The following is a 24,831-nucleotide window of genomic DNA, read 5'->3' on the forward strand; positions in this document are numbered from 1 at the left end:
CCTGACAGGCTGGTATGCTCGTTCGCCGTGAAACAGCCGCCCGCCGCACCCTCCGTATCGCTCCCTGGCCGCAAGCGCCGGCTCGGGGAGATTCTCATGGACGCAGGCCTCCTCACGGAGACCCAGCTCCGCTCCGCCCTCGCCGAGCAGCGCAAGTGGGGCGGCAAGCTGGGGCTCACCCTCGTGCAGATGGGGTTCGTGGACGAGAGCTCCATGGTTCACGCCCTGTCACGGCAGCTCGCCATCCCCACGGTGGACCTGGAGCACCACACCCCGTCGCCTGTCGCCCTGCAGGCGCTCCGGGCGGACATCGCCGAGCGCTACACCGTCTTTCCCACCGCCGCCGACCCGGCGACGAAGACGCTCACCGTCGCCACGGCAGACCCCACCAATGTGGAGTCGTTCCAGGAGCTGGCCTTCCACAGCGGGCAGCGCCTCCAGGTGGTCGTCGCGAGCGCCTCCTCCATCGAGCGCGCCATCCGCCGCCACTACCACGGGGAAATCACCTCCACGACGGCCACGCCGCTGGCCTTCGGCATGGACGAGCCCACCTTCGAGCTGGCGCCCCCCGCCGAGAACGCCCCCGCGAGCCCTGGCCTGCGCGCGGCCTCTGCGTCGCCCGTGGCGCAGGCGGTCCGTGAGAGCGAGCTCGCTCAGCGCGTGGAGGAGCTGACCCAGCAGGTGGCGGGGCTGGAGCGCATGGTGGCGCAGCAGGCCCGCTCGCTGCGGGCGATGCTGGAGCTCCTGGAGACACGGGGCCTGGTGACGCGGGACGACTACCTCGCCAAGGTCCGCTGACGCTCAGACGAGGATGATGTCCTCTTCGACGCCGGCCTCGGAGAGGACGCGCTGCGTGCGGCGGAGCCGCTCGTCGCTCAGGTCGGAGATCAGGGCCAGGATTTGCGGGTGGCTGGAGATGAGCGCGTCGAAGTCCGCGCGTGGCAGCCGCAGCAGCGTGGTGTGACGCGTGGCCGTGACGGTCGCCGTGGCCGGCGTCTTCTGGAGCAGTGAAATCTCGCCGAAGACCTCGCCCTCCCTGAGGAGTGTCAGGAGGTGGCCGTCCTTGCGCACCTCGACCTCGCCGGAGAGCACCACGTAGAGGCCGTCGGTCGGGTCGCCGTCGCGGATGATGACGGTGTCCCGCTCGACGTCTCGCGAGCGGAAGCGCTCCACCAGCGCGCGCCGGTCCTTCCGGTCGAAGAGCCGGAACAGCTCCGACGTGTTCATCACGTTCGTCAGCATGCGCTGGCGGCAGAACTTCTTGAGCGCCTGGGCCACCTGCGGATGACCGCGGGACAGCTCGGCGAGCACGCCCGCGGAAATCTCCAGCAACTGGGTGTCGTCGGAAGCGGACTCGACGGAGGCCGTCCTGGGTGCGCCGGAGAGCAACGCCATCTCTCCGAAGAACGCGCCGCCCTCGAGTGTCGCCAGAGGCTGGCGCTGTCCCTCCTCCGTCCGGAAGACGCGCACCGCGCCCTCGCAGATGACATAGAACGCGTCGCCTCGGCTTCCCTGCTCGATGATTCGCTCGCCTGGGCCGAAGCGGCGCAGCGGGCACCGCTCGAACAGCGCGATGAACGCGTCGCGCGGCAGGTCCGAGAAGAGCGGGATGGTGGGGAGCGTCTCCAGCGAGGTCGCGTCCGGTGAGACCTCTTCCGTCAGGCTGAAGACCTCTTCCTCGACGTCCCCGGTGGCGGCCCACTGCCGGCCGAGCCCCGCCTGTGCCGCCAGCTCCACCGCGTGCAACAGGGAGTCGGCCTCGAGCTCCAGCTCCGTGAAGGCGGAGACGCTCGCCGACGTCCGGATCGAGGCGCCCAGCGCGGAGGTCAGGTCATGGCCTGGAATCGCCGTGGCGCCCGCCGCGGGCTGCGGCTCGGAGGGCTGCATCCGCGAGTCAGGCAGTGCCGCTGAAGGCTCGGACGTTGGGGTGCTGATGGGCGCGGCCAGTGCCTGCCACCGACCGCTGTTGGACACCGAGCGACCCGAACTGGCCACCGCGGGCAGCCGCTGAGAGGAACGAGGCGCCAGGCCGGGCGGCAGCGCGCTGGTCGCGGGGCGAGCGCCTCCGGGCTGCACGGCGGACATTCGCGTCGCGAGCGGCGGGCTCACCGCTTCGGCGGTGGCCATGTGTGTCGCGTTCGGTGGACGCTCGGCCTCTGCATCGGCCGCACGGGGCACGCCTGGTGGGCTCAGCTGCTCACCTGTGGCCATGCGCGTCGTGCCGGGTGCGTGCTCAATCTCGCCCCCCACCATCCGTGTCGACACCGGTGGGACCACGGGATTGCTGCTCCCCAGGTGCGGCGCGAGGGGCGGCTTGGCAGCCATACGCGTCGCGTTCGGAGCGTTCACCGGCTCGGCAACGGCCATGCGCGTTGGCGAAGGGCCACTCGCGGTGCCATCGACCACTTCAGAGGCAGTGGCCTGGAGCGCACTGTTCGTCCTGGTGGACGTCGTGACGTCCGCGCCGGGCGCAGCACCCGCGGACATGCCGGCCGCGGGTGGTTCGACGTCCAGGGTCAGCTCCAGCGCCGGCCCACCCTCTTCCGACGCCAACCCCACGTGGACGGAGTGAATGACCTCCTCGGCGCCACTCACGGCCGTGCCAGTGGCCATGGACACGGCCAGCTCAGGCGGCAGCTCGGCGGACAAGTCGATCGCGGCGCCTTCCGCCTCCAATGCGTCGGGGACAGGGCTTCCCGCCTCGACCTGGAGCGTCCCCACACGCCCGGCTTCGGGCTCGCTCGGCCGCCCTGGTGATGCGCCCCCACCCAGCGGGCCCCCGGAATTGAACGGGGCTTCGGGAGCCGTCGGCAGCACCGAAGACATCCCCCCACCCAGCGGGCCCCCGGAATTGAACGAGGCTTCGGGAGCCGTCGGCAGCACCGAGGGCAGTCCCCCGACCAGCGGTCCCCCGGACGCGAACGCGCCCGTAGCGGCGGCCGGCTGTGCAGCGCCCTCGGACACCACGGGCCGCGCCGTCACGGAGGACGCCTGGCTCAACGGCCCGCGGGCCCGCGGGCCCATGGGCGTCCCTCGCTGGGCATAGAGGTCCGCGAGCATCTGCTGCACGCCGCGATGCGCCGGGTCCAGCTCGAGAATGAGCTTGCTCGCTGCGATGGCTCGCGGAAGGAAGCCTTCGCGCGCGAAGCCCTCGGCGGCGGCCTGGTAGGACGAAATCGCGCGGTCCTTCTGCCCCGCCTTCACCCAGGCATCACCCGTGCGGAGGCGCGATTGGTGGTCCTTGGGTTCGGCCCGGCAGTAGTCCTCGTAGAGCTCCGCGGCTTTGGAGAAGCGGCCCTTGGAGAAGGCCTCGGATGCCTTGTCCTTGAGCTTGCGCAGCTCCATCAGCGGGCACCCTCCGACGCGGTGCTCTCCGGCGCCGGCGCGGCCCCCGCGGCCTCGCGCACCGTGCGGAAGTAGTCCCCCTTGAGGGCCTCCAGCTGGTCCGCGTGCGCGGCGCTGCCCAGCTTCTTGAGCGACGACGCGGCCGCGGCCCGAATCTCGGGCAGGTCATGGAACAAGTCCCTGGCCACCGCGTCTGCGGCCAGCGCGTCGCCAATGCTCCCGAGCGCCAGCAACACGTCCCGGCGAGCCACGCTGTTGGGCTCATCCAGGGCCTTCACGAGCGTGGGCACGGCGTCCTTCGCCTGCATCCGCCCGAGCAGCGCCGCCGCGAGCGCCGCTTCGGGCCCGCCCTCGCGAACCACCGCCTGGAGGGGCTCGGAGGCCGCGGCGCCCGGCACGCCACCCGCGCGGGTGAGCGCGTCCAGCGCCAGCAGCTTCTCGCTGCCCATCTTCGACAGCATCTCGATGAGCGCGGCCTGCCCCGCTTCTCCGGACTCGGCCAGCGCCTGGGCCAGCGCCTTCTGCAGGTCGCGCTCAGGCTCGACGAGCCCGGCCTTGGCCACCGCCACACCCTCAGGTCCCAGCTTCGCCAGTCCCACCAACGCCGCTACGCGCAACGCGGAGCTGGAGTCCTGGGTGTAGCCGGTGAGCAACTTCAAGACATCGGGCGCCTTCAGCGCACCCAGCGCCTTCAGCAGTGTCGCGAGCGGCACCAGGCGCTCCGGGGCCACGTCGTCGTACAGCTCGGTGGGGACGCGGTGCTGCACCACCTCCCGGCCGGACTCGAGAACCCGGGCCGCGTTGAGCGCCTTCACCCGTCCCAGCAGGTCCGCGTGGCGTGCCGGCCGGTCGTCCTTCACCCCCGGCATCGCCGTGGGAGGCGGCGTGGTCGAAGGGTCGAACCCGACGCCGAACTTCGGCTCCAGCGCCTGGGGCACCCAGTCGGCGCGCAGCGCCTCCAGGCCCTTGACCTCCTGTTCGTAGAGCTTCTGCACGGCGGGAATGGCGGAGGCGTCTCCAATCTCCGCCACGGCCTCCACCGCGAGGAGCCGCAGCGTGGTGTCCGCGTGGCTGAGCCAGGGCGTCACCTTGCCGAGCAACGGCTGCGCCGTGGGCCCCAGTCCCGCGACCGCCTGGAGGCCACTGGCCGCCGTCGCCGGACGGGCGAGCCGCTCACCAATGGCATCCAGCGGGCAGCCACCGCGCGCGCGCATGCTCCGGCCGGCGACGAGCGCCTCGGCGGGCGCGCCCTCCAGCACGATGGCGCACAGCGCGGCATCCGTCTGCGGCGTGCGAGGGAAGGACACGATGGCGTCGATGGCCAGCGGGCTGACGGCGCTCTTCTCCACCGCCACCAGCTGGAGCCGCTGCGTGGCCACCGGGTCCTGGAGCTTCATCAGCGCATGGATGGCGGACTCGCGCAGCTCGGGGAAGTTCTCCTCCAGCAGCAGCGCGATGGGGCCGACCGCGCGCTTGTCGCCCGCGTCTCCCAGACCGCGCACCGCGGCGGCAGCGAGGATGACCTGGCTGTCGCGCACCAGGGGCAGCAGCCGGTTGACGGCGTCGGGACGGCCGCTCTTGCCCAGTTCCTCGGCGGCGCCCACGCGCTCGGGCAGCGCGCCTTCGGTGAGCGCGAGCTGGTTGCGGTCCCACTGGGCGCGGGCCTCCGCGGCGACCACCTCCGCCATCGCGCCCGGAACGTTGGCGTTCTTGAGCGCCTGGACGATGACCTGCCGCGTGGCGCGGCCTCGCCGCCCGTACTGGAGCGTGAGGTACGCCTTGGCCTTCTCGTTGTTCACCTTGGACAGCGCCATGGCGGCGCGCCCCTGGACCTCTTCGTCCGGGTCCTCGAGCAGCTCGCCCAGGAGGTCCACGACGCGGGCGTCCTGGCTCTCTCCCAGCGCCACGGCGGCCTCCGCCCGGACAATGGCGGCGAAGTCCTTGGCCGCGCGGGTGAAGAGGACCAGGTCATCCGGGTTGCCTTGCCCGGCCAGCTTCTTCACCGCGAGAGCGCGGACCTCCGGTCGGGGACTCTGGAGGTCGGCGAGGAGCTGGTCCCTGCTCCCGTTGCATCCGAGGAGCAGGGCTAGTGCGAGAATGAGGGGGCGCGCGCCGGTTCGCATCGGCGGCGGTTATATCAATCCCCCTCGATTCCCGCCCAATCCACCGCGTCACATGTCAACGCGGACGGCGAGGCCCCCGAGGAGGCGGGCGTCCCGCACCACCCCGGGGCCGCTCGTTGGTCCAGCGTGGGGTGCTGGCACGCTCCTTCTTCTTGCTCCAGTCCTGGAAACCCGAGGGCTTCTCGGCGGGAGGCCCCCGCCGCGCACCCGCGCGGACGACGCGTTCACGGGGATTCCCGCTTTCGTCGGTGGGCGTCCAGGTGGAACGCGACGCGCCGCGACCAGCCGTGGACCGGCTGGACGGGCCCTCTCCGCGAGGCCCACCCCGGCCACGCGGGGCGCTTCCGGCTTCGGTGCCGGGCTTCCACTCGCGGCGCTCGGGACGGCCCGCCCCTCCGGCACGCGGGGCGAAACCGCGCCCCTCACCGCGCGGTGCCCTGCTGGCACCACCGGCGCTCCATTCCCGGCGCTCGGGGCGGCCCTCACCACCGGCACGAGGTCCGCGAGAACGAGGCGCCTCGTCGCCGCCAGCGCTCCACTCCCGGCGCTCCGGCCGGCCTGTGCCACGGCTGCGCGGTGCGGCGCCTTCATCCGAGCCCCACGTCCGGCGCTCGGGGCGACCCGCGCCCGATGCGCCGCCGCTCCGGCCGCGAGGTGCCGCGTCTCCGCCGGCGCTCCACTCCCGGCGCTCCGGACGGCCGGCTCCTGCACCACGACGACCCGCGGAGGACTCACCCTCCGCGCTCCAGTCGCGACGCGCCGGACGGCCCTCGCCGCCAGCACGCGGGCTGCGCGAGCGGGGCGCGTCATCGCCACCAGCGCTCCACTCCCGGCGCTCCGGACGGCCAGTGCCACGGCTGCGAGGGGCAGCACCTTCATCACCGCCGAACCCGCGACGTGCGCCGGATGCGCTGCCCTCTCCGCGAGCAAACGCACGGCCCGAACCACCGCCACGCGTCGCGCCACCCTCGTCTCCGCCCAAGGCGCGACGAGCACCTGCGGCAGCGCCCGCGCCCCGGGCGAACGCCCGGCCCGTACCGCCGTCACGAGGCCCACGGCCTTCATCACCGGAGGCACGGCCCGCTCCACGACCACGAGCCCCCTCGCCGAAACCTGCGCCCCGGCCACGAGGCCCAGCCCCCTCGCCGAAGCCTGCGCCCCGGCCGCGAGCACCCGCGCCGTCACCGAAACCTGCGCCCCGGCCACGAGGCCCAGCCCCCTCGCCGAAGCCTGCGCCCCGGCCACGGCCAGCACCACCCTCGCCACCGAAGGCACGACCCGCGCCACCGGCACGACCGCGCGGCGCACCACCCGCATCACCGCCAGACGCGCGGCGCGCGGGCTTGCCTTCAGCCGCAGTCCCCCGCGCCCGGCCGAAGCGAGCCAGACCCGAACCACCCTCGGACGCAGCCTTCGGCCCACGGGCCGGGGCCTTGCGCGCGGGCCGAGCGGCCACCGGCGCGTCGTCATCCATGGACAGCTCCGCCTCGTCATCCCCGTCGAAGCCAGGCGCCGCGCGGCCATGTCGGCGCGGTGGCAGCTTCAGCTCGGCGGACGGAGGCGTGGCCTTGCCGTCCGACACGGCATTCAGCAGCTCCACCTCGCTCGTCTTGAGCGGCCGCAGCTCACCGGGGCGCAGGCCCTCCACGCCCACGCCGGCGTAGGACGGACGGTACAGGCGCACCACCGGGTGCCCCACCGCGGCGCACAGCCGCTTGATGAGGTGCGGCCGCCCTTCCGCGACGACAATCTTCAGCCAGGTGTTCCGCTCCGCCGCCTCGAACACGTCCACGGAGACGGGCGTGGCCATGCCGTCTTCCAGCCGCACGCCGCCGCGCAGCTTGCCCAGCGTGGCCGCGTCGGGCGTGCCCTTCACCTTGGCCAGGTACGTGCGCGGCACCTGGAAGCTCGGGTGCGTCAGCTTGTGCGCCAGCGCGCCATCATCCGTGAACAGCAGCGCGCCCTCGGCGTCGTAGTCGAGCCGCCCCACCGGGAAGAGCCGCTTGCCCGTCGGCTCCACATAGCTGGCCACCGTGGGCCGCCCCTGCGGATCCGACAGCGTCGTCACGACGCCCACGGGCTTGTAGAGCAGGAAGTAGGAGGATTCATCCGGCGGGGTGACCAGCGTCCCATCCACCGTCACCAGGTCCGTGCCGGGCTCCACCCGGCTGCCCAGCTCCGTCACCGTCTTGTTGTTCACCGCCACGCGGCCCGCGGTGATCAGCTCTTCTGCGTGCCGGCGCGAAGCAACTCCCGCGCGGGCCAGGTACTTCTGTAGTCGTTCGGCCGCCATACCTTCCTTCTTCCATGCTGCCCGTCACTCGGGCTTGGGCCCCGTCGTATCACCCGTCTCGGGTTTCGGGGGCGTCGTGTCCAGGACGCTGGAGCTGACCTTCTGTGTCCGGTCCGCGGCCGCCATGGCCTCTTCCAGGTCCTCCAGCGCGGCCTCGCTGGCCGCCGCGCTCTTCTCCATCCGCTTCGTGAAGGCCGGGTCCGACAGGGCCTCCACCGTTCCGGCCGCCGTGGGCGCCGGCTTGTCTTCCTTCTCGACGATCTCCCGGTGCTCCTGCGTCAGCTCGTGGAACTCACGCAGCGTGGGCAGGGCCGACAGGTCCTTCAGGGCGAAGAACTCCAGGAACTCGCGCGATGTGCCATAGAGGATGGGCCGCCCCACCTCCTCGCGCTTGCCCAGGATCTTCACCAGCTTGCGGTCCATCAGCGCCTTGATGACCGCGCCGCAGTCCACGCCGCGGATGTCCTCGATCTCCGGGCGCGTCACCGGCTGGCGGTAGGCGATGATGGCCAGCGTCTCCACCGCCGCGCGGGTGAGGCGCTGCGGCTTCACGCGCAGGTAGCGCCGCACGTACTCGGCCGAGTGCGGGTCCGTCCGGAACTGCCAGCCACCGGCCACCTCGTACAGCACGATGCCGGTGATGCCGTCGCGGCGGATGCCGGAGAGCTGGTTGAGGGCCTCGGCGATGAGCTCCCGCTCGATGCCGGTGGCCATGTACAGCTCGTCCACCGAGAGCGGCCGCTCCGCCACGAAGAGCACGCTCTCGATGACGGTGCGGATGCGGTCGGCGGACAGCTTGCGGCTCTTGGCGACGAGCTTCTCGAAGGACGTCTCCAGGTCCGGAGGTGCCTCGTCGTCGGAGTCCTCCTCGATGGAGGCCGCCTCCACCTCGTCCAGCTCGTCCGCCGGGCCGGGGCCCGTGACGGCAGCGATTTCCTCCTCGGAGAACGGGCCGGGGCCGCCGGGCGTGCCCGGTTCGGGAGTCTCGTCCTGCGGTCCGTTGCTACCGGTAGTCACTGTCGTCGACCTCCGTGGGCGCCAGCTTCTCCAGCGCGTCTCCGTTGGGCAGCAGGAGGATGGGCCCGAGCGGCTCGTCCTGCACCACCCGGATGAGCCGCCGCTTCACCATCTCCAGGATGGCCAGGAAGGTGATGACCACCTCCTGCCGTGACGGCGTCTCCTCTTCCGAGAACAAGCTCTCGAAGAGAACCTGTCCATCCGGGCGGAGGCGCTCTACTACGCGGAGGATGGCCTCGGACAGCGTCACGCGCTCCCGGACCACCTCGTGCTGCAGTTTGGGCTGCAACCGCTCCAGTACCCGGTCGAGCGCCTCCACCAGCTTGAGGACGCTGAACTCCTGGAGCCCCACCTCGTCATCCGGGATGGGGACCGCCTCCACCGGCACGTTGCGGGTGAAGACGTCGCGGCCGAGCAGGTCCTGGGTGGCGAGCTGCTCGGCGGCATCCTTGTACTTCTGGTACTCGAGCAGGCGGCGCACCAACTCCGCGCGAGGGTCCTCGGTCTCCTCGGCGACGGTGAGGACCTCCCCTGCCTCCTGCGCCGCCACGGCGTCCTGCCGCGGAAGGAGCATGCGGCTCTTCAGGTGCGCCAGGGTGGACGCCATCACCAGGAACTCCCCGGCGATGTCGAGGTTGATCTCCCGCATCCGCTCCAGGTGCTCGAGGTACTTCTCCGTGATCAGCGCCAGCGGGATGTCGAAGATGTCGACCCGGTGCTCCTTGATGAGATGGAGCAGCAGGTCCAGCGGACCTTCGAAATTGGGCAGCGCGATGCGGAAGTTGTCGCTCGGACTCCGCGGCAACTCCCCTTCACGAAGGGCCTCATCGGCCGGCGAGAGGCGTTCCTCACTCACCGGATGTCCTGGGTGGCGTCAACGGTATGGGTGGAGGCGCGTCATCGCGTAAGAGCCCAACTTTCCTAGGCAGCGGGCACGAGCCTGGAGGACACACACCCATACCAGTGCCCCCCAGGTGGGTCAAACAATCGACGGTGAAAGCCCGTTCAGGCAAGCGTGCTCATGGGAGGCCCACGGCCTTGCGGACCTGGTCCATGAGGCGGGTGGCCTCGGCCCGGGCCCGGTTGGCGCCGTCCTGGAGGATGCGCTCCAGTTCGCCCGGGTCGGCCGCCAGCTCGGCGTACCGCTGACGGGCCGGCCCGAAGGTCGTGTGGTAGGCCTCCAGGAGCTTCTTCTTGTACTCGCCGTAGCCCTTCCCGCCTGCCCTCCAGGACGCGTCCACCTCGGCGAACTCGGACTCGGGCAGCATGACCTTCAGCAGGTCATAGAGCGGAACGTCGCTGACCACCCCGGGCGTCTTGGGCGGCTGGCTCGGCAGCGGCTTGGGCGCCTCGACGGGGGTCGAGTCCGTCTTGATGGACATGATGCGCTTCTTGATCTCCTTCTCGTCCCCGAAGAGCTCGATGGTGTTCCCGTAGGACTTGGACATCTTCATCCCGTCGATGCCGGGCACCGTCTGGGTGGCCTCCTGGATGCGCGCCGCGGGCAGCTTGAGGATGCCGGGCGAGTGGCCGCGCTCCTTCCCCTCCGGGTCGGCCGGGTCGTAGCCGGGCACGTACTGGGTATTGAACTTCACGGCCCAGTCGCGAGCGAACTCGATGTGCTGGACCTGGTCCTTGCCCACGGGGACGAAGTCCGCGCTGTAGAGCAGGATGTCCGCGGCCATGAGCACGGGGTACGCGAAGAGGCCGAAGTCCGGGCTGATGCCCTTGGCCACCTTGTCCTTGTAGCTGTGGGCCCGCTCCAGGTGGGAGTGAGGCGTCACGGTGCCGAGAATCCAGTACAGCTCCAGCACCTCGCGCACGTCGCTCTGGCGGAAGAGCACGGCCTTCTTCGGATCGAGGCCCAGCGCCAGGTAGGCCATCGCGGCCTCGCGCGTCAGCGCCAGGGCGGCCTTGGGGTCCCGGACGGTGGTGAGCGCGTGCAGGTTGGCGATGAAGTAGAACCCCTCGCCCTCATCCTGGAGCTGCACGAACTGGCGGAGCGCGCCGTAGTAGTTGCCGAGGTGCAGCCTGCCGGACGACTGCACGCCTGAGAGAATCCGCATATCGGTTCCGAACCTGAAATCTGGAATCTTGGGTCTGCTACCTGACGCGGGTGGTTCGCACACCCGACGCGGCGCTGCAACCTTCCGTTCTCCCGGCCTGGCTTCCGTCCAATACCGGAAGTCAAGACGGACTCTCCCTGGAACTTTGCGCTCCGCCAGGAAATCCCGAGCAATTCCAGGCACTTGCAATTGAATGGCGACCGGGTGCGCCGGTACCCTGGGGGTTCCACTCGCGGGCAACCCACCTTGGAGGAAGCACCTGCATGGAGCCATTCAACGGAAGTCTCGCCAGCTATCGCCTGCAGATGGTGATGCCGCCGCTGTTCACCGCTCCAGGGGTGGAAGGCGTGCTGAGGGTGGAGCGAGGCGCGGTGCGCCGCTGCTTCCACGTGAAGGACGGCTACCTGGTGGGTGAGAGCTCGAACGATCCGCGCGAGCACCTGGCCCAGGTCCTGGTGAACCTCCGCATCCTGGATGCGCCCCGCGCCGCGGCGGCCTTCGAGGCGGCCGAGGGCGCGGGCATGCCCTACGGCACCTTCCTGGTGCAGCGCTGCTTCGTGGAGCTGCCCCGGCTCATCGAGGCCCTGGAGCACAAGGCCCGCGAGTCGCTCTTCGACTGCTACGCCTGGGAGTCCGGCGAGGTGGAGTTCACCCCCGGCCTTCCGCCCTCGGGGCGGGCGGTGGGGCTCAAGCTGTCGCTCGCCACGTTGCACCGGGACGCGGTGACGCGGCAGCGCGAGTGGACCATGTTCCGCGACATCTTCCCTCGCATGGACATGACGTTCCGCGTCTTCCGGGAGTTCGCGGTGGAGACGTACTCCGAGGAGGAGGACGTCCTGCTGGACCTCGCGGCGAGCGGCGCCACGCTGGGCGAGATGCTGGCCAGCGCCCGGGAGGCCCCGCTCTTCGCCGCGCGCTGGGTGCTCCACCTGTACCGGCGGGGCGCCCTGGCGCCACGCAAGGCCCAAGGTCCCAAGCTGGGCGAGGCCGCCGAGCTGGCGGAGCTGCTCGGCCTGGTGAAGCGCTTCCTGGAGGCCGGCAAGTATGACCACGCCGTGGCGCTGGCGGCGCAGATCCTGGAGCGGGGCCCGGTGCCCGAGGCCCACGCGCTGTACCGGGAGGCGGAGATCCGCCTGACGCTGGCCCTCAGCGACGAGCTCTTCGCCCTCGACGGGCGCCTCGTGTTCGAGCCGATTCCGCGCCCCACCCCGCCCGACCTGACGGCGGATGACCTCTACCTGTACTCCAAGCTGCGCGGCAGCCGGAGCATCCGGCAGGCGCTGCGCACGGCGGCCATGGGCGAGCTGGCGGCGTCGCGCTCGGTGCACCGGCTGATGGCGTCCGGCTTGATTCGCGTGGCCCCGCTGCCCGGCGGTGAGCCGCGCCGTGCCCACACGGACCCGTTTGGGCTGCCCATCCACAACGTGGGCAACTGAACGCCACGGGCCATGCCCCCGCGTCGTCGCGAGGGGCCGCGAAGGCCCCGTCCGTCACTGCGCGCCCGCCGCCCGCTTCTTCTTCGCCTTGGGCACGAAGACATCGCTGCGCGGGTGGAACTCGTCGTACACGGACCGCAGCCGGGCGGCGTTCACGTGCGTGTAGATCTGCGTCGTGGCCAGGTCGGCGTGCCCCAGCATCTGCTGGACGGCGCGCAGGTCCGCGCCGCGCTCCACCAGGTGCGTGGCGAACGAGTGCCGCAGCTTGTGCGGCGACAATGGCTTCACGATGCCCGCCTTCAGCGCGTAGCGCTTGAGCAACTTCCAGAAGCCCTGCCGCGTGAAGCCCGAGCCGCGCGGGGTGACGAACAGCGCCTGGGACTTGCGCTTGCCCAGCACCGACGGCCGGGACTCGGCCAGGTACGCCTGGACCTTCTCGATGGCCACGCGACCGAGCGGCACGAGCCGCTCCTTGGAGCCCTTGCCCTTCGCCACCAGGTAGCCCGCGCCAAGCTGCACGTCGTTGATGCCCAGGCCGCACAGCTCGCTCACGCGCAGGCCGGTGGCGTACAGCACCTCCAGCATGGCCTTGTCCCGCACGCCCGTCAGCGTGCGCTCGTCCGGCGCGGCCAGGAGCTGCTCCACCTCGTCCAGCGTCAGGAACGACGGCAGCTTCCGCGCCGAGCGCGGCGTGTCCAGGTCCTCCGTCGGGTCCTTGTCCGCCATGCGCTCGGCGACGAGGAAGCGGTGGAAGCCGCGCAGCGCCGCGAGGTGCCGGGCCTGGCTGCGCTTCCCCACGCCCCGCTTGCCCAGCGCGGCCAGGTGCGCGGAGACGTCCTCCTGCCGGGCCTGCGTCACGTCGGAGATGCCCCGGGCCCGCAGGTCCTCGAAGTACACGGTGATGTCGGCGGCGTAGGCGTCCACCGTCTTGCCGGACAGCCCACGCTCCGCGCGGATGAAGGCGATGAACGCGTCGAGCATTCCTTCCATCGCCGCGCAGGCTACCGGAGGCGCGCGGCGAGGCAACTCAGCGGCTCAGCCCCGGGGCTCTCCTGCTCCCTCCGGCGCGGCCGACTCCAGCGCCTGCACCACCCAGGGCCAGCCCACCACGATGTTCCCCGGCGAACGCAGGCAGGCATCCGCCACCGCCAGCACCTCCGCCGGACGCGAGCGCACCGCCAGCGCCAGGTGCCGCCCCAGGAAGGGATGCGGCAGATAGCTCAGGTTGTGGTGACGCACCGGCACCCAGCCCAGGGTGGGCCGCCCCGTCCACCGCTCCACCGCGTACGCCAGCGCCGACGCCAGCACCTCCAGCGCGTACAGCGGCAGGCGGAACGCGCAGACCAGGAAGGCCACCAGCGCGCTGGCCGCCACCGCCCCGGCGTAGGACGTATTCGTCGCCCCGCTCCACACCAGCATCGGCATCAGGCTGGTCACGATGGCCGCCATCTGTACGCGGACGACCGTGGGACCGCGGCCAATGGTGATGCCGCTGATGCTCCCGCAGGCCAGCCCGGCCACCCCGCCCAGGCAGAGGCCCACCATCATGCCCGCCGAGCCGCTCATGCCCGGCCCGAAGGCACCCGCCGCCGTGGCATGCAACCCCAGCAAGGTGGACAGGCTCGCCAGCGAGCCCAGCAGAACCCCCGCGGCCAGGCCCAGCACCTGCGCCACGAGCAGCCCCGCCGCGGAGCAGACCAGCGCCGACAGCACCCAGCCCCGCTCCAGCGGGAGCCCCGCGCCCACCAGCGCCAGCCCCAGCAGCTCCGTCGTCACCGGCGCCACGACGAGCAGCAACAGCAACATCCGCCGGACGTAGACGGCCGGGGCCTCGCGTCCCTCGGAGGCCTCGCGACTCAGCACCCCCAGGCGCGCGCCCGGCGCGCAGACGCCCGCGGCCCGGAGCCGGTAGTGCAGGTCGACCGGCCGGAACAGCAGCAACAGCAACAGCTTGAGCAGCCCTGGAACCTGCTCCGGTGCGTCCACGGAGCGCGGCTGCGTCCCCCCCTGTGCCAAGAAATCCCCCTTTTCTCGGGTTCTAGATCTCCAGCCTACCCTTCCCCTGCCGGAGGATTTCAAGTGAATCGCCGATGAGTGAAATCACCGTCGACGGCTCGTTGAGGGTGACGCCCCCATCCAGGATGAGGTCCAGGCCGTGGCCCAGCTCGGCCTTGATATCCTTTGCGTCCGTGAGGGGCTCACCCTCCGTGCTGGTCGCGGAGGTCGTCACCAGAGGGCGGCCGAGGGCGCGGGCCAGCTCACGGACCAGCGGCGCGTCGGGTACCCGGATGCCTACCTGCTTCTGCTTGGACATCATCAAGTCGGGCACCAGCCGCGTGGCCTCCAGGATGAAGGTGAATGCACCCGGAGTGAGGCTCTTCATGGTGCGATACGCGAAGTTGCTCACGTGGGCGTAGCGCGCCACGTCCGACAGGTCCGGACAGAGGAAGGACAAGGGCTTCTTCTTGTCGCGGCCCTTGAGCTGGTACAGCCGCTCGATGCCCTTCTTGGAGCTCAGATCGCAGCCCAGGCCGAAGTACGTGTCCGTCGGGTAGGCCAGCAGGCCGCCGCGCTCCAGCACCTCCACCGCGCGCTGGAGATGGCGGGGCGAGGGATGCTCCATGTCCACCTCGAGGATGGGTGCGGCCATGATGTCCTCCGTGCCTCCTGTCGTGGCTGCTGACGGCTTGGATGCCCGGCAGCCTATGCCGTTCCCTGGACGTCGTCCGTGCGGATCTCGCCCGAGGCCGCCAGCGCGCGCCGCGTGAGGACCGGCCCCACCAGCTCGTGGGCGGTAATCATGGCAACGATGAGCACCTCCACCTGGGGGCCGAAGGAGGGGAACGTCTTCGACACCAGTGCCGCCAGGCCAAAGGTGACGCCCGCCTGGGAGATGAGCCCCATCCAGAGGTAGCGTTTGAGCCGCGGGTCGTCCGCGGGGGCGAAGCGGCGGCAGGAGAACCAGATGGCCGCGCCTCGCAGCGTCACCAGCAGCAGCGCCGCCGGCCCCACGGTCACCAGCGAGTCCAGCTTCAGGCCCGCCCCGGCGGCGGCGAAGAAGAGCGCGAACACCGGCAGGCCCGCCTGCTGGATGGCATGGTGGATGCGCTCGCCCGCGTGCTCGTCCAGGTTGGCGATGAGCGCCCCGGCCGCCAGCGACACCAGCAGCGGCGACAGGTGCAGGCGCGTGCCGCCTTCCGCGGCGGCGAAGCACAGGCCCACCAGGAACAGCGGGAGCTCCTGCTTCACGCCGCGCATGTAGACGAGCATCCCCACCGCCAGCACCAGCCCCACCACCACCGAGCCGAACAGCTCCCACCCCACCCCGCCCAGGAGCCCCGGAACGTCCAGCCCGCCACCGAAGCTCGCCTTCGTCACGCCCGCGGCCAGCGCGAAGGCCACCATCACCAGCAGGTCGCCGATGATGACCAGCGCCATCAGGAACTCGGTGAAGGCCCCGCGCGCGCTCGTCTCCTGGACGATGGCGATGGTGACGGTGGGCGAGAAGGACACCACCACCGTGGAGAGCAGCGCGCTGACCGCCAGGGCCTGCGGCACCGTCATGGCCGACAGGAAGGGCAGCACCGGCTTGAGCGCGAAGGTGGCGCCAAAGCACACCAGGAAGGTGACGCCGCACACGGCCGCGCAGAGCAGCGCCACGCGCGCGCCCACGCGGCGGATGAGCCCCAACCGCAGCTCCGTGCCGGCCACCAGCGCGATGAGGCTCACCGCCAGCCCCTTCACCAGCTCCAGCCCCTTCACGCCGGCGTTGGGGATGAACCCCAGCGCGTACGGCCCCACCGCCACGCCCACCAGCAGGTAGCCGGTGAGGCGCGGCAGGCCCAGGCCCTTGGCCACCTTGCCCGCGAACAGGCCGCACAGGAGCAGCGCGCCGGCGGCCAGAATCACCGGCGTCCCCGAGTCCGCGCGCAGCACCTGCGCCCGGCTGATGATGGCCAGCAGCACCATCAACAGCAGCAATCGGATGACGGCGCCCTTCATGCGGCCACCTTCGCGTCAGGCGCCTCGGAGGCCATGGCGCTCTTCGGCGGGTCCACCACGTACCGGAACGCCTGGCCCGCCAGCAGCTCGTTCACCACCGCCCCCATCACCACCACGTCCAGCACCCGCCGCGACAGCACGCCTGGGACGAGCATGCCGTACTCCGCCACCAGGCACAGCGCGAGGCCACCCTGGGCGATCAGCGCGTAGCCCAGCCGGGGCGGCAGCACCAGCGTGGCCTGTGCCAGCTGCCGCGCGAGCCGCCCTCCCGCCATCTTCCCCAGGAAGCGCAGCCCCACGAAGGCGGGCATCAGCAGCCAGGCCCAGTAGTCCCGCGCGTGCACGGCGCAGCCCACCAGGAACACCAGCACCAGGAAGACGGGGCGCTCCACCCGGCCCAGGGCGCGCGCCACCCGCTCCGCGACGCGGCCCCCCACCACCGCCAGCGTCGCCCCACACGCCACCCCCGCCAGCAGCGGCGACACGCGCAGATACGCCGCCGCGCCGCCCACCAGGGCCACCCCGCCCAGCGTCACCGTGGTCAGCTCCGCCAGGTCCTTCAGGGAGTGCGTGAGGAACGCCAGCAGCGCGCCGCACATCACCCCCAGCAGCAAGGCCAGGCACACCAGGCCCAGGCCCTCGCCCACGTTGCTGGCGGCGCCGATCATCAACGCCAGGGCCAGCACCCCCAGGCCCAACGCGTCATCCAGCATGGTCAGCAGGGCCACGCCCAGGCCGCGCGCCCGGTCCAACCGTCCGGCCCGGTACGCCAGCACGGCCGAGTGGCCAGAGGAGAGGCTGGCGGCGGCCCCCAGCATGGCCGCCGCGCCCACCGCCCCCAGCCACCCGCGGATGGAGGTGAAGGCGAGCGGCACCAGCAAGGGCAGGGCCACGAAGAAGAAGGCCGTGCCTGAATGGGCCATCGCCGACAGGTAGACGGGCCGGGGCAGCAGCCGCAGCAGGCGCGGCTCCAGGTTGAGGCCCAGGAGCACGCCGGCGGTGCCCAGGCCCAGCGCCATCACCGGCCGCAGGGCCTCCAGGTTCCGCTCGGTGAGCAACCCGGACACCGAGGGCCCCAGGAAGATGCCGAGCAGGACGAAGAGAAAGCCGCTGGCCGCCAGCCTCGCCAGCGCTGGGAAGCGCCCCGGGTCCAAGGCCCGGCTCGAGGCGAGCAGCGACAGCGCCGCGATGGATAGGAAGACGAGCAGCGCTTGCACAGGGCGTGCTTATACCGACGGGGGGCTCCCCGTCACGACCGGCGGTGCGTGGGCGCTGAAATCACTGGCATGGCGACCAGCCGGCCCATGGGCGGATCGTCCGCATCCATCTCCAGTTGGACGCGCTGCACCAGACGCTCCATCTCCTCGGCGGGTATCCCTGGCAACAAGCTCACCAGGAGGACGCGATCGTCGTCCGCGCCCAAGGCCAGGCTGCGAAGCCCCGCGAACACGGGCACCTCCGCGGACAAGGCCGCCGCCGCGCTCCGCGCCCGGACCACCAACGGCTCCGGGATGCCGAACTCCCGGAGCCGGCGGATGGCCCGCTCGGTTCCTTCCAACTGTTCCAGGAACGTGATGACCAGGTACACGCGGCCGTCTTAGTCGGTCCGCGAGCCCGACGCCACGCTCCTCGTGCTACTCGTTCTGGCCCGGTCCCGCCGGCTCTCCGGAAGGCGCTGTGGACGCCGATGCGCCCTCCTGCGGCTGGGCACCTGCCGCGCCTTCCTGCGGGGCCATCGCAGCGCGAGCGGCGCGCTTGCCCTCTTCGATGAGCTTCTTCACCTTCTGCCCGCCCTTGCGGCCAATCTCCTCGTAGAAGTTCGGCCCCCGGGTGGCCTTGACGCGATCGCCACCCTTCTTGCCAATCTCCTCGTAGAACTTGGCACCGCGCTCGGCCTTGACCGTCTCACCACCCTTGCGGCCAATCTCCTCGTAGAAGGAGCGTCCGCGCTCGGCCTTCACCGTCGCGCCACCCTTGCGGCCAATCGTCTCGTAGAACTCGCGGCCACGCTCGTTCCGGACCGTCTCGCCACCCTTCCGGCCCGCTTCGGCCACCGTCATGCTGCCCTTGTTGTCCTTGTCCGACATTTCGCCATCTCCTCTCATGACTACCCCAGCCCTCGCCTCGGTGCCCCTTGCCTGAAAACTTGGGACGGAAGCGCCCCGATGCAAGCAAGCTCCGTACACCGCCAGCCGTTCGCGCCTGCCTCGCCACACGAAAACACTTGTGATTTCGAGAACTTGGCGATGCCTGCCGAGCATTCGGACCGGGCGGCGGGCTGCCCGGCCGGATGCTTTCATGTTGGAAACACCCCACTGCACATTGCGGATTCCCGAAACCACCTTCACTTTCAGGCCCACGGCGCGGCGGAAGTGGGGCCGCGGGGAGGCATGGCGTGGCGCAGTCGGTGAAGACCTGGCTTCGGGTATTGGCCCCGATGCTGGCCTCGGTGGGAGGACTCCTGGCCCTCCGGCTCCTCGGGCCGGACTTCATCGACCAGCAAAGACTTGCGAATTGGCTGGAGCCCCTGGGGAACTGGGCGCCCATTGCATACATCGGCTTCCTTGCCATCCGCCCCCTGACGTTGCTTCCGGGTCAGCTGCTCACCGCCGTGGGCGGGATGATGTTTGGCACGCTCGCAGCGACCCTCTATTCACTAACGGGCAGCGTGCTGTCGGGCCTGCTGCTTTTCGCTGGGGCGCGCAAGCTGGGCACGGGGCTGATGAAGCGCCTGGCCGGCAGCAAGTACCCCGCATTGGTGCGGGCCGCGAGGCGGCATGACTTCCTCTTCGCCTTCACGGCCTGCATCAACCCGCTCTGCCCCACGGATGTGATGCTGGCGGCGGCGGCGGCCAGCGGCGCGCGCCTGGGACCCACGCTGGCGGGGGTGATCCTCGGCACCATCCCGGGCACCTTCCTCACCGCGCAGCTCGGCAGTGGGCTGGCCCAGGGGCGCACGCTGATGACAGGGGTCTCCGCCGTCGGGCTGGTGGTGTCCCTGGGGCTCGGCGTCTACATCGGCCGGCGCTTCTACAAGGAGCTCAACGGGGAGCAGCCGGAAGCCCCCGGAGAGAAAGCCCCGGCCACACCGGCGTCCCCTCCTCCGCGCCCGCTCGGCGCGCATGACGCGCCCAAGCCGGCGGCGTTCTAGGCATGCATGGGGGGCTCCGGGAAGAGCTCCACCCGGCGCTGGACCCGTTCGCCAGGGCCCACGCCGGTGGGCAGGGAGACGGCGCGAGCCATCTCCTCGCCGTGCCGCAGGCGCATGCGGATGACCTCCGGGGAGAAGTCGAGCATCTCCCCGAGGGACCGCGCCGGCTCGATGACGGTGATGCGGCAGTACCGGTAGGGCACGCCATCCGGCCGCCTCACGGTGAGGCCGGCGTCATACGCCTGCCGGACGATGTCGTTGATACGGACGAAGGCCTCCACATCGTTGATGAGGATTTCATTGAGGGTGATGTCGGCGAGGCTGCGCGTGGCCACCTCCAAGAGGTTGGACGGCGGACGCACCCGTTCGATTTTCGACGGCGAGCAGACGATGACGACCAACTCCGTCGGGCCGAACTCCAGTGCGTCGCCCAGGGGCGTGGCGTTGCGCAGGCCCCCGTCCACCAGGGCCATGGCCCCGACGGGCTCCCAGAGGATGGGCAGCGTCGCGCTCTGCCACACCGCGTCCAGGAAGTCCCTCGAGTCGCTCGGCACCAGCTCGTAGTTGCCGGACACCAGGGACACGCGCCCGACGTGGGCGGGCACCCGGAAGGCGCGGCCCGCGACGTGCCGCTGGATGAGCTCGCGCAGCGGGGCGTTGTCGTAGAGCCCCAGCTTCCGGAACAGGCCCACGCGCAGCGCGACGAGCGGCCACGGCAGCTTCCGGTAGAAGTCCGCCTCGCGAATGTTCAGCCAGATGTCATGCAGCTCGCGGTAGGCCTGCTGTGCCACCAGCGCGGCGTTCAGGGCGCCCACGGACACGCCAAAGACGCGCTCCCAGCGGAAGCCATGCACCTCCCGGAGCACCCGCTCGGCGCCCACCTGGAAGGCCCCCTTGGCCCCACCGCCGGAGAGCACGAGCGTTGCGGGACGATCCTTCATGGCACGCCTCCTGGGAAAGGAACCTGACGCTGATGGATAGGCGCGTGCCAGCGGCGCAGGAATCGCCCCGGGGCGTGGGCACCTGTCCACCGGCGCCCGGAGCCCGGGGGCCGCCTGCCCGGCGACGTCCATTCAACCGCGGCCCGAAGGCCCTCTAGGATGGGACGATTCCCTCCCCCGGAGCCTCGATGACCCGCCTGCCTGGCTGTGTGGTCGTGCTGCTGCTCACCTTCCTCCCGTCCGCGGCCCTGGCCCAGCCCGCGTCCAACGACGCGGCCACCCACGAGGCCTTGCGCGTCCTCAAGCAGCAGATGGAGGACGCCCTCAACGCCCAGGACATCGACGGGCTGCTGCGCCACCTGCACCCGGACGTCTCGTTCACCACCATGAACAACGACGTGCGCGTGGGGAAGGAGTCCATCCGCGCCTATTACGAGGAGATGATGCGCGGCCCCAACCGCGTCGTGGACCGCATCCGGGCGAAGTTCGAGGTGGATGACCTGACGCGGCTCTACGGCGACACCGGCATCGCCCGCGGCTCGTCCCGGGACCACTACGTGCTCACCGACGGCACGGACATCGTCATCGACGGGCGGTGGACCTGCACCCTGGTCCGGGAGGGTGACCGGTGGCTGATTGCCGCGTTCCACTACTCCACCAATGTCTTCGACAACCCGCTCCTCACGCGGCTCCAGCACCTCGCGCTCGCGGCGGTGACAGTCACGGGGCTGGGGGCGCTCGTGGTCGGCGCCGTCATGGGACGTAGGTTCCGCCGTCGGCAGGAGCCGCCAAGCCCTCACGCGCCTTGAATCCGGAAGGCCGCCGCCTCGCGGAGGAAGGGATGCCGCCGGGGCAGGCGTCTGGCCCAGAAGGACTCGATGGAGCGATGGAACAGCCGGAGCAGCGGCAGCCCCGGACGTCCTTCGAGCGCGGCCAATTGCCGGGCGGAGACCTCCAGCAGCGCGCGGGCCCGCGCATATTCGGAGGCCACCCAACCCTTCCCCGCAACCGAGCCCAGGAGCCCCTCGAGCGTCGACGGGTCGCCCCCTTCCTCCCGCACCGCTACCGCCACGTCGGCCGGTACGTTGTAGAGCCCCTGCGCCAGGTCCTCGCGCAGGTCGCGCATCACGGAGCACCAGCAGAACGCGTCGATCAGCGCGGGCGCATCCCTGGCGCGCAGGTCCGCACCGGCGACATGCAGCATCAGGTCCACGGACAGACGGAATGTGTCCCGCTGCTGCGAGCGGAGCGCGTCCTCGCTCCACCACTGCCCTTCCTTCACGCGCTCCCGGTCCCTGCGCATGGTCCGCACGAGCGCGAGGACCTCCGCCCGCGCGGACGTGTCCCCCAGGCGCTCCAGCAACACGCGCCCCAGCGTGGCCGCCGTCCCGGTGTCCTCCACGCGCCCCGTCTCCAGCGTCACCAGGAGCCGGTCCACCCAGTCGAGCGGCTCGCCGTCCACGGCCCGGTCCCCATCCAGCACGTCATCGACGAGCTGGAAGAAGCAGAAGCCCACCCGCGCCGTGTGGGCCTGACGCCACCAGCGGCTCACCGCATAGCGATAGAGCACCAGGGCGATCAGCCCGTACCGGATGTGGCGGCGGGAGAAGCGGAACAGCTCACGTGCGCAGAGCGCCTCGACCCGCAGGGCCTGGAGCAGCGAATCCCGGCGCGCCCACGGCGCCACCTTGCGCCAGGTCACCCAGGCCAGCAGGGCCCCCGCCACGACGTCCACCACCTGGTGCTCGTGGATGAGCAACGTCGAGGCGGCGATGGCCAGCGTCCAGAGCCCAAAGACGACCCGCCCCAGCACCCCCGAGCGCTCCGAATAGGCCAGCGCGGCCGTGCAGGCGAACGCCACGTGAAGGGACGGCAGGTAGTTGCGCTCCAGGTTCAGCGTATCGGCGAACTGGAACACGCCGGCCCAGGGGCCCTCCACCGCGCGCGGCGGCCAAGCCACCTCCACGGGAAGAACCAGGAAGCACAACGCGCCCACCACCGTCTCCACGCTAAGCGCCAGCGCGAAGGGCACCATGTCCCGCCACGTCCGGAGGATGAGCAGCGACAGCAGGAGCAACGCATCCATGCTGACGTAGACAAGCGCCCACGCCGGAATGAATGGGATGTGCCGCTCGAAGGGCAGCTCCACCCGGAAGCCCGCCGGATAGTAGCCCGTCACCCAGCTCGCACCGCCGTAGACGGCGACGAAGAGGCACGCGAAGCCGAGCGCCATCGCGCCGGTGCGGGTCAGCTCGTCCAGGCGAGGCCAGGCGAACAACGCGGGGCGCGGGCTCACGGGTCCTCCACGGTGGCCGGCAGCGGCCGGGGCCCGCGCCACATGGACAGCCAGACGCGCAGGAACGACGGTCGCGTCACGGCCGGGTCCACGTAGCGGCCCAGGTAGAGCCAGGGGACGTGCGGGTGGCAGTGGTGCGCGCGGTGGTAGTGGTAGTTGAGGAAGAGCCAGCGCACCGGGGCGGCCACTCGCAAATCCCACGCCCCTTCCCGGACGTGCAACGGCGACCACGCGTGGTCCGCGTACTGGAGTGCGCTCCAGTTGATGGCGAAGGCCGCGTAGCACAGGCCCCAGCCCATCACCGAAAGGTCCAGCGCCAACACGAGCCCGGCCTGCACCAGCGCGGCGAGCAGCACCTCTCCACGGATGGCGCCTCCGGGTGCGGCCTCCAAGCGTCCCAGGTAGGCGTCCGCGCCCGTCTGCTCGCCGTAGTGAGTGCCCGTGCCTCGCAGCCGGTGCAGCAGCCCGGGGACGAGCGCGAAGGCCACCGCCCCCACGGGAACGAAGAGCCAGTAGAGCCCGGAGAGGATGGCGTACCACTGGGCTCGCTTGAGCCAGCGGTTGTCCCCGGGCCGGAAGTAGTCGAACTGCTCCAACCGGGTCCGGTTGTTCCGGTGGTGGTTGAGGTGGAAGGCCCGCTGCATGGTGAAGGACGTGGGAAACCACGCCGCCGCCACACGGCCGAGCCAGTCATTCACCCGACGCCGTGGGTGCAGCACGCCATGCGTGGCCTCGTGCAGCAGGGAGAACACGGTGTTGTTGACGAAGGAGAACACCACCGCCGCCAGGAGCTGGACCGGCAGGGACGTCGCATGGGACGCGAGCCACAGGGCACCGGCACAGGCCGTCATGGCGGAGGCCAGCAGCACGATGTTGAGCGTGGCGGGAATGGGAGGCCGCGCGTGCTCATCCGCGGTCGTCATCGGGGGCCTCCGGAAGGCTGGCGATGAAGTCGAGCACCTGCCGCAGCACCGGGTCCTCCGCCGCCCCCGCCTTGTTGAAGCGCATGCCGTCGAGCACGGAGAGGTCTCGCCGCAGGAATGACGTGAAGAGCCACCGCGAGACCGCGAGCTTCAGCCAATCCAAGCTCGGTACCCGGCTCCGCCGCGTGGCGAAGGCCAGCTGGACGGTGAGCCCTTCCGACGTCTGCTGGAGGCCCGCCATGAGCGCGCTGCGCGTGCGGCCCAGGTCGCTCTCCACCGTCAGCAGCGTCCCGCCATGCAGCGTGAGGGCGACGCCGATGTGGTCGCGGGACAACAGCTTCATCACCCGGTCACTCACGCCGGAGCCCGTGACGCGCGACGTGTACCGGACGCGCAGGGTGAACGGGTCCACGCGCTCCACCACCGGCGCGTCCCGCAGCTCGCGGTGATGCACCGTGCGCAGGTGCACGAGGTCGAAGGCGTTTGCCACGACAGGGAGCCAGTCACAGCGAACCTGGAACGGAGACGACAGCCCCCAGCGCCATTCGCTGTCGCCCACGTCGGGTGGAGGAAAGAGCATCACCGGCCCATTGAAGACGAGGATGGCGCCATGCCGCTCCACCACGGGGAAGGCACGCTGCCCGGCCCCGCCGCCAGCGACGCAGGCGCCACTGCCGTCGAACCGCCAGTGATGCAGCGGACAGCGCAGCTGGTCCCCCACCACGGTGCCACCGCCCAGGTGCGCGCCCATGTGGGCGCAGTGCGCGGACAGCGCGTGGACCGTGCCGCTGCGTCCGCGGAAGAGCACCAGCTCCCGGGCGCCCGTGCTCCAGCGCATCACCTGACCGGGTCGAAGCGCCTCGGAAGGGCACACGAGGTGCCATGCACGAAGGCGACCCAGCTCGGGATGCCGGAGCGGCTCCGTCCATGAGGCAATCTTCACCACCATGCCGAGAACCTAACGCAAGGGATGATTGGGCTGAAGGACGGACAAGGAGCGAGGTGGGCCTCCGCCTCCAGCACGAACTGCCGCTGGCTGCGTCTGCGCTGCACCGCTTTTCTGGCACATTGCGAGCCTGAACGGTGCAACTCGAACATCCCCCGTCGCGGCGCTCCCCTCCCGTCAGGCACCGGCCACGCCCGCTGGTAAACACCTTCCAGCGGAGAGCGTCGCCGCTGCGACATCCCAGCCAGAAGCCGACTCACCACCCCCGCGCCGGAAGCAGCGCGGCCCCATC

21 protein-coding genes are annotated in these 24,831 nt (G+C 71.0%); 4 read left to right on the top strand and 17 right to left on the bottom strand.

Translation table 11 applies throughout. From position 1 onward, the window contains the following. Positions 1-96 precede the first annotated feature (96 nt). Positions 97-798 carry a hypothetical protein gene (locus VZL07_RS34900; RefSeq protein WP_426752260.1) on the top strand — a complete coding sequence of 234 codons (702 nt, stop codon included), beginning with the start codon at positions 97-99 and terminating at the stop codon, positions 796-798. A gap of 3 nt (positions 799-801) precedes the next feature. Here the strand turns inward: VZL07_RS34900 and VZL07_RS34905 are convergent, their stop codons facing one another. The 6 genes from VZL07_RS34905 to trpS all read right to left on the bottom strand — a co-directional run bounded on the left by VZL07_RS34905 (position 802) and on the right by trpS (position 10,844). Beyond that, complete coding sequence (locus VZL07_RS34905) at positions 802-3,345, bottom strand: cyclic nucleotide-binding domain-containing protein (protein WP_426752261.1); 2,544 nt, start codon at positions 3,343-3,345, stop codon at positions 802-804. Then, positions 3,345-5,468 carry a HEAT repeat domain-containing protein gene (locus VZL07_RS34910; protein ID WP_426752262.1) on the bottom strand — a complete coding sequence of 708 codons (2,124 nt, stop codon included), beginning with the start codon at positions 5,466-5,468 and terminating at the stop codon, positions 3,345-3,347. Before VZL07_RS34910 ends, VZL07_RS34905 begins: the two co-directional genes overlap by 1 nt. 55 nt (positions 5,469-5,523) lie before the next feature. Continuing rightward, the gene (locus VZL07_RS34915; RefSeq protein WP_426752263.1) at positions 5,524-7,761 is read right to left on the bottom strand and encodes a pseudouridine synthase; all 2,238 of its coding nucleotides are present in this window, start codon (positions 7,759-7,761) and stop codon (positions 5,524-5,526) included. A 24-nt stretch (positions 7,762-7,785) separates the two neighbouring features. After that, positions 7,786-8,778: an SMC-Scp complex subunit ScpB gene (scpB, locus tag VZL07_RS34920; protein ID WP_426752264.1), complete on the bottom strand. Its 993-nt coding sequence runs from the start codon at positions 8,776-8,778 to the stop codon at positions 7,786-7,788. After that, on the bottom strand, positions 8,765-9,634 hold the full coding sequence (locus VZL07_RS34925; protein WP_426752265.1) for a segregation and condensation protein A: 870 nt from the start codon (positions 9,632-9,634) through the stop codon (positions 8,765-8,767). The genes scpB and VZL07_RS34925 overlap by 14 nt, the downstream gene beginning before the upstream one ends. Before the next feature lie 163 nt (positions 9,635-9,797). Then, positions 9,798-10,844: a tryptophan--tRNA ligase gene (gene trpS, locus VZL07_RS34930; RefSeq protein WP_426752266.1), complete on the bottom strand. Its 1,047-nt coding sequence runs from the start codon at positions 10,842-10,844 to the stop codon at positions 9,798-9,800. Positions 10,845-11,107: 263 nt separating this feature from the next. Here trpS and VZL07_RS34935 point away from each other — a divergent pair, with 263 nt between their 5' ends. Continuing rightward, positions 11,108-12,280 carry a DUF4388 domain-containing protein gene (locus tag VZL07_RS34935; RefSeq protein WP_426752267.1) on the top strand — a complete coding sequence of 391 codons (1,173 nt, stop codon included), beginning with the start codon at positions 11,108-11,110 and terminating at the stop codon, positions 12,278-12,280. A 54-nt stretch (positions 12,281-12,334) separates the two neighbouring features. Here VZL07_RS34935 and xerD read toward each other — a convergent pair whose 3' ends face one another. The 7 genes from xerD to VZL07_RS34970 are packed head-to-tail and all read right to left on the bottom strand — an operon-like array spanning position 12,335 to position 18,369. Continuing rightward, entirely contained in the window at positions 12,335-13,270 is a 936-nt protein-coding gene (gene xerD, locus VZL07_RS34940) for a site-specific tyrosine recombinase XerD (protein WP_426752268.1), read from the bottom strand. Between the two features lie 45 nt (positions 13,271-13,315). Then, a complete protein-coding gene (locus tag VZL07_RS34945) occupies positions 13,316-14,296 on the bottom strand; it encodes a hypothetical protein (RefSeq protein WP_426752269.1) in 981 nt (326 codons plus the stop codon). A gap of 22 nt (positions 14,297-14,318) precedes the next feature. Next, on the bottom strand, positions 14,319-14,930 hold the full coding sequence (locus tag VZL07_RS34950; protein ID WP_426752270.1) for an L-threonylcarbamoyladenylate synthase: 612 nt from the start codon (positions 14,928-14,930) through the stop codon (positions 14,319-14,321). Positions 14,931-14,983: 53 nt separating this feature from the next. Further along, the gene (locus tag VZL07_RS34955; RefSeq protein ID WP_426752271.1) at positions 14,984-16,282 is read right to left on the bottom strand and encodes a cation:proton antiporter; all 1,299 of its coding nucleotides are present in this window, start codon (positions 16,280-16,282) and stop codon (positions 14,984-14,986) included. After that, positions 16,279-17,499: a sodium:proton exchanger gene (locus tag VZL07_RS34960; protein WP_426752272.1), complete on the bottom strand. Its 1,221-nt coding sequence runs from the start codon at positions 17,497-17,499 to the stop codon at positions 16,279-16,281. The genes VZL07_RS34955 and VZL07_RS34960 overlap by 4 nt, the downstream gene beginning before the upstream one ends. 32 nt (positions 17,500-17,531) lie before the next feature. Beyond that, on the bottom strand, positions 17,532-17,870 hold the full coding sequence (locus VZL07_RS34965) for a hypothetical protein (protein WP_426752273.1): 339 nt from the start codon (positions 17,868-17,870) through the stop codon (positions 17,532-17,534). Between the two features lie 46 nt (positions 17,871-17,916). Then, the gene (locus VZL07_RS34970; RefSeq protein WP_426752274.1) at positions 17,917-18,369 is read right to left on the bottom strand and encodes a general stress protein; all 453 of its coding nucleotides are present in this window, start codon (positions 18,367-18,369) and stop codon (positions 17,917-17,919) included. 308 nt (positions 18,370-18,677) lie between these two features. Here VZL07_RS34970 and VZL07_RS34975 point away from each other — a divergent pair, with 308 nt between their 5' ends. After that, positions 18,678-19,433, top strand: a complete 756-nt coding sequence (locus tag VZL07_RS34975; protein ID WP_426752275.1) for a TVP38/TMEM64 family protein — start codon at positions 18,678-18,680, stop codon at positions 19,431-19,433. On the opposite strand, the gene VZL07_RS34980 is transcribed toward VZL07_RS34975, so the two are convergent. Then, positions 19,430-20,374: a patatin-like phospholipase family protein gene (locus tag VZL07_RS34980; RefSeq protein ID WP_426752276.1), complete on the bottom strand. Its 945-nt coding sequence runs from the start codon at positions 20,372-20,374 to the stop codon at positions 19,430-19,432. The genes VZL07_RS34975 and VZL07_RS34980 overlap by 4 nt on opposite strands. A gap of 188 nt (positions 20,375-20,562) precedes the next feature. Here VZL07_RS34980 and VZL07_RS34985 point away from each other — a divergent pair, with 188 nt between their 5' ends. Continuing rightward, entirely contained in the window at positions 20,563-21,183 is a 621-nt protein-coding gene (locus VZL07_RS34985) for an SgcJ/EcaC family oxidoreductase (RefSeq protein WP_426752277.1), read from the top strand. Here VZL07_RS34985 and VZL07_RS34990 read toward each other — a convergent pair. The 3 genes from VZL07_RS34990 to VZL07_RS35000 are packed head-to-tail and all read right to left on the bottom strand — an operon-like array spanning position 21,171 to position 24,542. Further along, complete coding sequence (locus VZL07_RS34990) at positions 21,171-22,670, bottom strand: phosphatase PAP2 family protein (RefSeq protein ID WP_426752278.1); 1,500 nt, start codon at positions 22,668-22,670, stop codon at positions 21,171-21,173. The two genes, VZL07_RS34985 and VZL07_RS34990, sit on opposite strands and share 13 nt — an antisense overlap. Next, a complete protein-coding gene (locus VZL07_RS34995) occupies positions 22,667-23,593 on the bottom strand; it encodes a fatty acid desaturase family protein (protein WP_426752279.1) in 927 nt (308 codons plus the stop codon). Before VZL07_RS34995 ends, VZL07_RS34990 begins: the two co-directional genes overlap by 4 nt. Further along, positions 23,577-24,542: a Rieske 2Fe-2S domain-containing protein gene (locus VZL07_RS35000; RefSeq protein ID WP_426752280.1), complete on the bottom strand. Its 966-nt coding sequence runs from the start codon at positions 24,540-24,542 to the stop codon at positions 23,577-23,579. The genes VZL07_RS34995 and VZL07_RS35000 overlap by 17 nt, the downstream gene beginning before the upstream one ends. Positions 24,543-24,831: the final 289 nt, after the last annotated feature.

The organism is Pseudomyxococcus flavus, from assembly GCF_050038885.1.
In the GTDB taxonomy this organism is placed as follows: domain Bacteria; phylum Myxococcota; class Myxococcia; order Myxococcales; family Myxococcaceae; genus Myxococcus; species Myxococcus flavus.